This window comes from Actinoplanes sp. GCM10030250 (assembly GCF_042666575.1).
Taxonomy (GTDB): Bacteria; Actinomycetota; Actinomycetes; order Mycobacteriales; family Micromonosporaceae; genus Actinoplanes.
Map to the genome: position 1 here is coordinate 466,896 of NZ_JBHTDO010000003.1, position 9,917 is coordinate 476,812.

Annotated in this window: 11 protein-coding genes; 5 read left to right on the forward strand and 6 right to left on the reverse strand. The window is 71.0% G+C overall.

The window, feature by feature from the left end:
• Positions 1-186: 186 nt before the first annotated feature.
• Entirely contained in the window at positions 187-984 is a 798-nt protein-coding gene (locus tag ACFQV6_RS07770) for a patatin-like phospholipase family protein (RefSeq protein WP_378026652.1), read from the reverse strand.
• A 172-nt stretch (positions 985-1,156) separates the two neighbouring features.
• Between ACFQV6_RS07770 and ACFQV6_RS07775 the strand changes: the two genes are divergently transcribed.
• Positions 1,157-1,696 (forward strand): DUF5565 family protein, encoded by a 540-nt coding sequence (locus tag ACFQV6_RS07775; protein WP_378026653.1) that lies wholly within the window; start codon positions 1,157-1,159, stop codon positions 1,694-1,696.
• Between the two features lie 70 nt (positions 1,697-1,766).
• Here the strand turns inward: ACFQV6_RS07775 and ACFQV6_RS07780 are convergent, their stop codons facing one another.
• The 4 genes from ACFQV6_RS07780 to ACFQV6_RS07795 all read right to left on the reverse strand — a co-directional run bounded on the left by ACFQV6_RS07780 (position 1,767) and on the right by ACFQV6_RS07795 (position 6,543).
• Positions 1,767-2,498, reverse strand: a complete 732-nt coding sequence (locus tag ACFQV6_RS07780; RefSeq protein WP_378026654.1) for an HAD family hydrolase — start codon at positions 2,496-2,498, stop codon at positions 1,767-1,769.
• An 83-nt stretch (positions 2,499-2,581) separates the two neighbouring features.
• Positions 2,582-3,328 (reverse strand): hypothetical protein, encoded by a 747-nt coding sequence (locus tag ACFQV6_RS07785; protein WP_378026655.1) that lies wholly within the window; start codon positions 3,326-3,328, stop codon positions 2,582-2,584.
• A complete protein-coding gene (eccE, locus tag ACFQV6_RS07790; protein ID WP_378026656.1) occupies positions 3,325-4,851 on the reverse strand; it encodes a type VII secretion protein EccE in 1,527 nt (508 codons plus the stop codon). Before eccE ends, ACFQV6_RS07785 begins: the two co-directional genes overlap by 4 nt.
• Positions 4,852-4,884: 33 nt before the next feature.
• Positions 4,885-6,543, reverse strand: a complete 1,659-nt coding sequence (locus ACFQV6_RS07795; protein WP_378026657.1) for a right-handed parallel beta-helix repeat-containing protein — start codon at positions 6,541-6,543, stop codon at positions 4,885-4,887.
• Between the two features lie 254 nt (positions 6,544-6,797).
• Between ACFQV6_RS07795 and ACFQV6_RS07800 the strand changes: the two genes are divergently transcribed.
• Positions 6,798-7,115: a WXG100 family type VII secretion target gene (locus tag ACFQV6_RS07800; RefSeq protein ID WP_378026658.1), complete on the forward strand. Its 318-nt coding sequence runs from the start codon at positions 6,798-6,800 to the stop codon at positions 7,113-7,115.
• Positions 7,116-7,165: 50 nt separating this feature from the next.
• On the forward strand, positions 7,166-7,471 hold the full coding sequence (locus ACFQV6_RS07805) for a WXG100 family type VII secretion target (protein ID WP_378026659.1): 306 nt from the start codon (positions 7,166-7,168) through the stop codon (positions 7,469-7,471).
• 217 nt (positions 7,472-7,688) lie between these two features.
• Here the strand turns inward: ACFQV6_RS07805 and ACFQV6_RS07810 are convergent, their stop codons facing one another.
• A complete protein-coding gene (locus ACFQV6_RS07810) occupies positions 7,689-8,999 on the reverse strand; it encodes a S8 family serine peptidase (protein ID WP_378026660.1) in 1,311 nt (436 codons plus the stop codon).
• 229 nt (positions 9,000-9,228) lie between these two features.
• Here ACFQV6_RS07810 and ACFQV6_RS07815 point away from each other — a divergent pair, with 229 nt between their 5' ends.
• Positions 9,229-9,573: a YbaB/EbfC family nucleoid-associated protein gene (locus ACFQV6_RS07815; protein WP_378026661.1), complete on the forward strand. Its 345-nt coding sequence runs from the start codon at positions 9,229-9,231 to the stop codon at positions 9,571-9,573.
• A gap of 10 nt (positions 9,574-9,583) precedes the next feature.
• A complete protein-coding gene (locus tag ACFQV6_RS07820; RefSeq protein ID WP_378026662.1) occupies positions 9,584-9,910 on the forward strand; it encodes a hypothetical protein in 327 nt (108 codons plus the stop codon).
• Positions 9,911-9,917 lie beyond the last annotated feature (7 nt).

The window sequence follows — 9,917 nt, forward strand, 5'->3', positions numbered from 1 at the left end:
CTGGCTCTCAGAGGCACCTCGCGGGCGGTGAGGCAGCGCTCACGACCAGCTGGAGGTGCCCGGCTGGCTCTCAGAGGCACCTCGCGGGCGGTGAGGCAGCGCTCACGACCAGCTGGAGGTGCCCGGCTGGCTCTCAGAGGCGCCTCGCGGGCGGTGAGGCAGCGCTCACGACCAGCTGGGGCGGGGTTAGGGGTTTTGCCAGGTTTGGCGGGCTGCGGCTGCGGCTACGAGGGCGTGGAGGAGGGGTAGGGCGCGTTCGGTGGCGGCGCGGCCGGCTTCCTCGAATTCGGGGATGCGGGAGAGTTCCCAGAAGGCGTACTCGTCGACGTCGGGGCAGAGGACCAGGTCGGCGTCGTCGGCGAGGGTGTCGGTGCCGCCGGGCTGGAGGGTGCTGACGGCGACCATGATGTGCAGGAGTGTCGTTGGTGGGCGGCGCGGCAGGGGGCCGGAGACGTCGACTGCCACGACTATGTCGGCGCCCAGTTCGCGGGCGAGGGCGGCGGGGACCATGTTGACCAGGCCGCCGTCGACCAGGAGGTGACCGTCGCGGTCCACCGGGGGGAAGACGCCGGGGATGGCGGCGCTGGCGAGCACGGCGCTGCCGACCGAGCCCTCGCGCATCACCACCTCGCGGCCGGTGGTGAGATCGCAGGCCACGGCGGCGAAGGTGCGCTCGAGCTTGTCGAAGGTGAGGCCGCCGACGGCGTTGTCGAGGAAGGCGGCCAGCTTGGCGGTCTCGAAGAGGGCCTTGCGGGTCCGGGCGGGGCGGATCAGCTTCGCCCAGCGGAGGGCCTGCGCCAGCTTGGCGATCTCGGACGGTGTGCGGCCGGCGGCGTAGAGGGCTCCGACCAGGGCGCCCGCGCTGGTGCCGGTGATGACGGCGGGTTCGAGGCCGGCGCGGTCGAGGACGTCTAGGACGCCGATGTGGGCGGCACCTCGAACGGCGCCGCCGCCCAGCGCCAGGCCGATCCGGATGTCGTTCACCTTCCCACCCTGCGGTCCGATCGGCTCGGAGACAAGAACGTATTCCGCCTCGTCCTGACGGGAGACAGGAGCGAATTCCGTTTTGTCCTGGTGGGAGACCGGGAGGCATTCCGTTTTGTCCTGGTGGGAGGCGGAAGAGTATTCCGTTTTGTCCTCGTGGGAGCATGCCGCCATGAACAAGATTCCGACGGTGTTCCTGCGTGATCCGGATGATCGTAAGCGGACGCTGCCCGAGGTCAACCCGGTCTGTCAGTGGGTGCTCGACGGCGCCGGGACGCCGACCCGGAAGTACGACGGGACCTGCGTGATGCTCGACGACGACGGGGTGTGGTGGGCCCGCCGGGAGGTGCGGCCCGGGCGGACACGGCCGCCGGGTTATCAGGCGGTGATGACGGACGAGGTGACCGGGAAGACCGTGGGCTGGGAGCCGATCGCGCAGTCGACCTACGCGGCGTGCCATGTGGAGGCTGTCGCGGCCGGGAACGAGTGGCGGCCGGGGACGTATGAGCTGATCGGGACCAAGATCAACGGGAATCCGGAGCGGGTGGACGGGCATCGGCTGGTGGCGCACGCGGAGGCTGACGTGCTGGAGGTGCCGCGGGACTTCGACGGGATGCGGGCGTGGGTGCTGGCGCATCCGCAGTTCGAGGGGATCGTGTGGCATCACCCCGACGGGCGGCGGGCCAAGCTGAAGTACCGGGACTTCGCCTGAGCGGCGACCGTCGGGTCAGGTGGAGCCCGGCAGAACTGCGGCGGTGAGGCCGGGGACGGCCACCGTCGGGTCAGGCGGGGACCAGCAGGGCAGCGGCGGCGGTGAGGTCGGAGACGACGGCGGTGGCGGGTGGGTCGTCGGGGGTGAGGGCGTGCTCGCCGGTGCGTACGCGGATGGAGCGTGCGCCCAACGTGGCGGCCATCGCGATGTCCTTGGTGGGGCGGTCGCCGATCATGACGAGCTGCGAGGGGGCGGCGCCGAGGGCCGCGGCGGCGTGTCGCAGGCCTTCGGGGTGGGGCTTGCGGGCTGCCGGGCCGCCGAGTTCGTCGGTGATGACGACGGCGAGGAAGGCGTCGGTGAGGCCGGTCGCGGCGAGTTTGGCGCGCTGGATCGCGGGGGTGCCGTCGGTCAGGCAGACCACCGGATAGTGAGCGCTGATCGTGGCCAGGGCGTCGGCGGCGCCGGGGTAGAGGGGCAGCCTGCGGGGGCGGTAACCGGTGAAGGCGGCCACGAGCGCGGGGATCAGTTCGGTGGCGCGGGCGGTCGATACGCCGTACGCGAAAAGGGCTTGATCGAAGATGCCGTCACGATCGGAACCGGCGATGAGCTGGCGCCGGACCGCTCGGGCCAGGCGGAAGGGGCACAGTCCTTGGGCAGCGCCGGCGCGGCCGACTGCGCGGGAGGCGCCGTAGAGGTAGGTGGACTGCGGATAGAGCGTGTCGTCGAGGTCGATCACGACGCCGGCTGGTGCGGGGCCGGTCCAGCCGGGCGGAGTCACGGGCGGCGTCACGGGCGGGTGCATCGACAACCTCCGCTGATCCGGCGACCACCGGTTCCGGTGGCGACGTGTTCATCGGCGGCGGAACGGCCGGTATGAGGGTTGTGTCAGCGAGGGCCGCGCGCCGGTGCCGGCGGGTGCACGGACGGTGCGGTCATGACGGGGTAGGCGAAGCGGTCGAGAGGACCGACCACGCCGGCCTCCACGTCGGTCGGGCCGAGCATCACCCAGCGGACGGTGCGCTGGCTCAGCACGGCGACCATCGACGGCCTGATCTGAGTCAGCCACTGCTCGATCTCGGACAGCCCGGTGGTGGGTGCGGCAACCGCCGCCTCGGCCGGGGTCAGCTGCTGCATGATGGCCGCGTCGACCCGGGTGAGCAGGTCGGCGTCGACGGCGGTGACCTCGTGCCGGACGACGAGCGCGGGAACGTCGGCCGGCACCGGGCGAAGGTAGTCGCCGGTCACCGGGCCCACGTCGATGACCACGGCGCGCGAGCGGCCGGCCGGGGCGACCTGGATCGGCTCACCCGGTTGCGCCGGGATGAGCAGCTGCGGGCCGATGCCGGTGCGGTGCACGAACGGCGCCCACTCCTGCGGGCGCAGGGACTGCACGATCACCTGGACGCCGAGCGCCACCAGGCGGAAGACCATCAGCTGGGCCATCGGCAGGCCACCGACGAGCAGCAACCGGGTCGGCTCGGGCCGCAGCACCCGCAGGGTGACCGGGCGGCTCTCCCGGTCGCGTCCCACCATGAGGCCGTCGCCGGCGACGGTGGGCGTGAGATCGGCGAGCGCCGCCGCCGGTGCGAGGTGAGGCGCGACCTTGCTGACCGCCGACGGGTATCGGATCACAGCAGGAAACCTCCGAACGGTAGGGTCGCCGCCAGCCCGGCGGCCTGACGGCCGTCCAGCCGCTCGACCTCGCCGCCGATCGCGCCGAACAACTCGGCGAGCCGCTTGCCGGCCGTCTCCAGCGCCACCTGGTCGGGTGCCGCGAGCCGGATCACCAGCTCCATGGCGATCTTCCCGCTGTCGCCGGTGTGAACCGGGTCGCTGGTCGCGGCGACCGCGACGGTGGCCGTCGTGGTCATGTTGCTCAGCAGCCGGTCGATGGTCCACTGCTGGGTGGGCCACCGCTTGATGCGGAACGAGGCCTGCACGGTCCGTCCGGTGGTGACCCTGTTCCAGCTCTCCCGGGCCGGCACGGCACCGTTGGCGGACGGGCCGGACACCCCGGGTTCGAGGCGGGCCAGCACGGCGGCGGCGACCAGCAGCTCCTCGGGGCCGAGCAGGCGGTTCGGCAGCTTGTCCTGCCGCAGGCGGCGGCGTGCGCGCTGGATCGCGTTCAGCAGGGCCGGCCGCAGGTCGTCGTCGTGGCACGCCTCCGGCGTACGCCTGACCTGTACGCAGAGCCAGCCCTGCCGCTCGGTCGGCACCTCACCCTCGGTGAGAAGCCGGTAGGAGTCGAAGGCGGCGCCGGCACCCGGCCACGCGGTGACCGCCTCGGCCCGGATCAGCGACTGGACGACAACCGGCGGAAGGTCGGGTTCGCCGACGGGCAGCAGCGACACCAGGTCGGGCAGCCGGCGCGACTCGGCACCGAACAGCGTGTGGTTGCCGGGCGCCAGCTCGAGCACCGCGGTGATGCCGCTCGGGTGGGCGATCGTGGCGACCGCCTGGCCGTCGACCTGGAGCTCGCCGACGACGACCGACGGCTGCAACTGCTTGAGCAGCGCCAGCCGGGGATCGTCGAGCGCGCCCGGCCGGGGGCTGTGCCGGGTCCGCCAGGAGTAGCGCATGCGGAGCCCGAGCCACTGGTAGAGCCAGACACCGCGCCACGGCAGGCCGGTCACGATCAGGCAGACCGCGGCCACCACGGACGCCGCCGCGGTGACGGCCGGGTGCCGGCCCCAGGTGACCAGGATGGCCACGATCGCGATCTGCCAGGACAGCACCTGGGCCACACCGAGGCGCCGGGCGCCGGGGGTCTCGGGCCTGGCGAACCCGGCCGGATCGCTGACCGGGCCGCGCGGGCCCGACGAGGAGGACGCCGCGCGGGGAGCACCCACCGCGGCCGCACTGCCGGTGGCACCGACTCCGGTGGCCGTGACCGCGGCGCGCGCACCGGCGGCGACGCGAGCCGCCTGCCGGGCGGCCTCCGCACCGGCGGTGCTCGTTCCGGCGGCACCGGCATAGGCCCGCTGGTCGGTACGCGGCGCGTACTGCGCCGGGACGGCGGCACGTGCGTCCTGCTGCTGGACCGCCTGTCCACGCTGGTCAGCCTGGGGCACGGGCACCCGTGCCGACCCGCGCACGGCGGCCCCGCTCTGCTGCTGCCACTGCGGTTCGGACTCCGGCACCTGTGGTGCGGTCATGACGGCACCACCCCCCGTGGGACGAAGACCATGTCAGCGCGCCTGGATCGCGGCGAGCACGTCCGGCACCGCGATGTGCCGTAGGTCGTCCATGCTCGGCATCCGGCCCAGTGCCCGGAGTCGCTGCGCCTGATATTTGCGGACGACTTCGAACAGGGTCCGGGCCTCACGGGCGTTACCGAAGTTGGGCCCGCGGTCGACGGTGGTGAAGTGCTCCACCAGCACGCTGAGCACCTCGGGCGACAGGACATAGGAGTCGGCCTCGGCGATCCGGACGGTGATCTCGCCGAGCTCCTCGGCGGAGTAGCTGTTGAACTCGATGGTCCGGGTGAACCGGGAGGCGAGACCCGCGTTGGCGGCCAGGAAGTCGAGCATGTCGGCCGTGTAACCGGCGGCGATCACGGCCACCTCGTCGCGGTGGTCCTCCATCAGCTTCACCAGCATGTCGATGGACTCCTGGCCGAAGTCGGCGCCGGCGCCGGCCGATCGCGACAACGTATACGCCTCGTCGATGAAGAGCACGCCGCCGAGCGCCTCGTTGAACACTCCCGCCGTCTTCTCGGCGGTGTGGCCGATGTACTGACCGACGAGGTCGCGCCGCGACACCTCCTTCAAGGTGTCCTTCGGCAGCACACCCAGGGCGAACAGGAGTTTGCCGTAGAGCCGGGCGACGGTGGTCTTACCAGTACCGGGGGCGCCGGCGAAGATCAGGTGGCGGCTCACGCTGGAACTGCCCAGACCCGCCAGCCGGCGCCACTCGCTGACCTGCATCTCGTCGATCAGGCTGCGGACCTCGGCCTTGACCTCGGCCAGACCGGTCAGGCTGTCCAGCTCGGCGAGCAGCTCCTCGACCTTCTCCGCGCCGTCGCCGCTGGTGTCGGCGCCGACACCGACCCGGGCCGTGACGGGGGCCTCGACGATCTCCAGGGTGGCCCCGGGGTCGATCGACATGCCGGCCGAGTCGACCTTGCAGCCGTCCAGGACGCCGCCGCACCCCGCGTCGGCGGAGATGCCGAAGTCGTCGGTGTCGCGGACCGCCGTGCCGCGGATGGTGGGGCTGCTGCCGTGCGCGATGGCGATGCCGACACCACGGGTGCCGATCACCTCGCAATTGGCGATGGTGGGCTTGCCATATTGGTAGATGTAGATGCCGCGATTGCCGCAGTTGCGCACCGTGGTGTCGGAGATGACCGGGTCGGCGCCGAGGCTCACGATGATGCCGTCGCCCCCGATCTCCTCGACGGTGCAGCTCTTGACGGTGCCGGAGCAGCCCTCGAGCGACAACCCGTACTGCGAGCCGCTGAACTTGGAGGACTCCAGCGCCAAACGGGCGCCCTGGCCGACCTGGACGGCCACGCCGTATTCGGCGGCGGCCTCGCAGTTGTTCAGCCGGATCTCGCCGCCGTCCACGGCGATCGCGGCGCCGTAACCACCGCGGACGGTCACGTCGGACAGTGTCACCGTACCGGACTCCACGCGCAGCACCGGCTCGGAGGAGTCGGAGCAGAGCACGACGGTGCCGGGGCCGTCAGCGGCCGACAGGGTCACGTCGCGGCCTCGCAGGAGGAGCGCCTCGCGGTATTCCCCGGGGGACAGAGAGATGGTTCCGCCGTCGGCGGTGACCTCGAGTGCCTCACGAACGGTCGGGACGGCACCCGGGCGGTCGGACGAGACGATAACGGTGCGTGCCATGGCTCCGAGAGGGGGTCGAGGAATCGTCAGGCGACACTACAACAGCCGCCTCTTCGTGGTGCGGAGCCGTCAGACTACTCGCCTCCGGCACGCCTTCGTCGTCCCCCGCGTCGCCATTGTCGCCATTGTGGAGATTGGGGCCTCCCCCGTCTTTGAGCGGTCCGGTAAGTTCGATGTCTGAACGTAGAAGACCATCACTCCGGCCGGTCGCCGCGGCGCCGCTGCCGGAGGACGACCGAAACGGGTGGATGACCTTGGCCAACGAAGTCAATGCGGTAACCGATCAGCTGCTGGCCGGAGCGAAGGACGCCGACCAGACCGCTGAGAACATCACGGCGAGCCTCGCCCGGCTGATGGGCCAGCTCGACGATCTGCCGGGCGGCTTCAAGGGCGCGGCGGCGACCACGTTCGAGCAGACCAAGATCTCCATTCAGGGCAAGCTCACCAACATCACCGACGCACTGCACAGCGTCTCCAACGGCATCACGAGCTCGAGCCACCAGTTCGAGGCCGCCGACGTGGAAGCCGAGCGCGAGGTCTCGAGCATCCTGTCCGCCCTCGGCGGATCCTGACCCGCCGCACCACAACCGGCACCGACAAAAGCGGAACAGAGGAGACGAGAATGAGCGGCGACGGTTACGGCGGCATCACTTATACGTACGCCACGATCGAAAACGCGGCGGGGAACATCGATCAGTTCATCAGCTTCATGAACTCGGAGCTGAGCGACATCGAGAGCAAGCTCAAGCCGCTGGAGACCGACTGGACCTCCGACGCCCAGCAGGCCTACCTCGCGCAGAAGAACAAGTGGAAGACGAACGCGGAAGAAATCGTGCAGGTGCTGGGCCAGCTGAAGTCGGCCCTGAACTCCGCCGGCACGCGCATGCAGGAGGCCGATCAGGCCGCCACCCGGATGTTCCCGGGCTGACGCCGGTCCGCCGCCGCCGGCCCCGGCCGGCGGCGAACGCCGGGTCTCCGCTTGTCGGATATCCGATTGCCCCACCATCGGCGCCCGTGGCCGGTCGGCATCAGCGACCAGCCGCGGGCCCGATGCGTTCGCGGGTACGGGATCGTTTTTCGCGCAGTGCGGAAAACCGGCCGCCGTTTCCGCGTACGAAATGATCGGTGGTCTTCTGCCTGGTGAGTCAGTCTTCCTCGAGGTCGTCGAAGAGGCGGCGGTTGCCCTCGGCGGGTGTGCGCGGAGCCGGCGGTTGCGCCCGGCCCGGACGCCAGCCACGGCGCCTGCCCCGGGGCATCGCGAAGCCCGCCACGCCGGCCGCGGCTGCCACCGCTATCACCACGAGGGCGATCACCAGGGCCCAGCGGATCTGGCGGGCCCGGACCGGGTCGGTCTCCTCCGGTACGTAGACGCTCAGTGCCTGCGGCTTGCGGGGCTCGGCCTCGACCGGCCGCTCCATCACGGCGCGCAGCGGCTGCACGATGCCGAACCCGTACCCCGTGCCGTTCGCGGGGGCGCGCACCGGCGTACCACCGAAGCTGGGGTCCGCGGTGGCCAGGAGGCGCTTGGTGACCTGGTCGGCCGGCAGGTCCGGTTCCCGGGAGATGACCAGCGCGGCGGCGGCGCTGACGAACGGCGCGGCGAAGCTGGTGCCGGTGTAGCGGGTGTATCCCGAGGCGCGGGCGGCGGCCACCACCTGGTCGCCCGGTGCCATCAGGTCCACCCAGGGTCCCACCGGGGAGGTGGCGGCCCGTGCCCCGGTCTGGTCGACCGCGCCGACCCCGATCACGCCCGGATAGCCGGCCGGATAGGGCGTCCGGGTCTGCTGTGCGCCGTCCTTGCCCACGTTGCCGACGGCGGCCACCACGACCACGCCGGCGTCGACCGCCTCCCGCACCGCGTTGCGCACGGGGGTGACGTCGTCGTACAGGACCAGCGAGATGTTGATCACCCGGGCCTTGGCCTGTACGGCGAAGCGGATCGCCGCGGCGAACCCGGAGGCGGTGCCCGGCTCGCCCTCGCCGTCGTCGGCGCCCTTCTCGCTGACCACGACCGGAAGGATCTCCGCCCGGGGCGCGTAGCCGCGGAAGGCGATCCCCTCCTCGCCGCCGCCGGCGATGATGCTGGCAACCGCGGTGCCGTGGCCGATGCAGTCGAAGTCGCCGGCTCCGCCACCGGGGAACAGCAGGTCACGCCCCGCCCTGACCCGGCCGGAGAGCTGCGGGTGGCCACTGTCGACACCGGAGTCGATCACCGCGACCGTGACGCCGCGGCCGTCCGACAGCGGTGCCACCTTCTCCGGGTCGAGGCTCGCCTGATGCCACGGCAGGTCGGCGATCGGCTCGCCGGGATCGGAGCACTGCCGGTCGGCCGGGGGCCGCTGTGCCACCCGCTCACCAGGTGTGGCCAGCGCGATTCCGGGCGCGAACATACCGCTGAGAACCGTTACCAGCGAGACGGCGGACAGCCGTCGCAGCAGCAGAAACCCGCGCCGCACATCGCCTCCCTCCGCCGTGTCAGTCGCCGCGATGGTAGTACTGTCGGGCAGCCCGCCGCGGGCCGGGACATCGCCGCGTGCCGACATTGACTATCGTCGGAGGGCGATACGTGATGGCGTGTTGCGGGGTGCGTTCGTGCGGTGCGCTGGTTCTTCGGTGCGCTGGTTCTTCAGTGACGGGGGAGATATGGATCCGGCAGGAGGAGAGTCTCGGCAGCGTCTCGAGTCGATGCTGGAGGACGCCCACAAGCTGCTGGGCAACGCCGCCGAGATGAAGCGCAAGCTCGAGGAGCTCAGCGTGAGCACGAAGTCCGAGGACGGCTTCGTGGTCACCACTGTCGACGCTCGCGGCCGCCTGGTGCAGCTCGACCTCGACCCGAGGATCTACCGGTCACCCAACGCCGGCGCCCTGGCCCGCCAGATCATCGAGGCCTATCAACGCGCTGTCGACAAGGTCGACCAGGACAGCCGTACAATCCTGGAGAAGTACCTGCCACGGGATTTCGACGTCGATCAGTTCTCCAACATCGACTTCGACAAGTACGCGTCCCGCCGCGACGTGGCTGACTACTGAGGGGGTCGCGATGTCCAACAACCTTTGGCTCGACGCTCGTGGAGTGGCCGCCGGCACCGCTGACCTCAAGGCCAGCGGCGACGACCTGAAGTCCAAGTTCACCGAACTCGCCGCCGCGACCTCCCGGATCAACGATCTGGCCGCCGCGAAACCGGCCGGCACCGACGAGACCGGCACCGAGTTCGACAAGACGCACCAGGAGCTGCTCGCCGGCTTCATCGAGCAGGGCAAGCAGGTCGCTGACGTGATCAAAGGGCTCGGCCTGGACGCGGAGCAGGCGCTGGTGTTCTTCACCAAGACAGACCTGGAAAGCGCCGACGACCTGAAGCTGGACTGAGGCCTGC

Coding starts and splice junctions, on each gene's coding strand:
- ACFQV6_RS07775 (WP_378026653.1), top strand. CDS start 1,157: ATGAACAAGATTCCGACGGTGTTCCTGCGTGATCCGGATGATCGTAAG.
- ACFQV6_RS07780 (WP_378026654.1), bottom strand. CDS start 2,498: ATGCACCCGCCCGTGACGCCGCCCGTGACTCCGCCCGGCTGGACCGGC.
- eccE (WP_378026656.1), bottom strand. CDS start 4,851: ATGACCGCACCACAGGTGCCGGAGTCCGAACCGCAGTGGCAGCAGCAG.
- ACFQV6_RS07795 (WP_378026657.1), bottom strand. CDS start 6,543: ATGGCACGCACCGTTATCGTCTCGTCCGACCGCCCGGGTGCCGTCCCG.
- ACFQV6_RS07805 (WP_378026659.1), top strand. CDS start 7,166: ATGAGCGGCGACGGTTACGGCGGCATCACTTATACGTACGCCACGATC.
- ACFQV6_RS07815 (WP_378026661.1), top strand. CDS start 9,229: ATGCTGGAGGACGCCCACAAGCTGCTGGGCAACGCCGCCGAGATGAAG.
- ACFQV6_RS07820 (WP_378026662.1), top strand. CDS start 9,584: ATGTCCAACAACCTTTGGCTCGACGCTCGTGGAGTGGCCGCCGGCACC.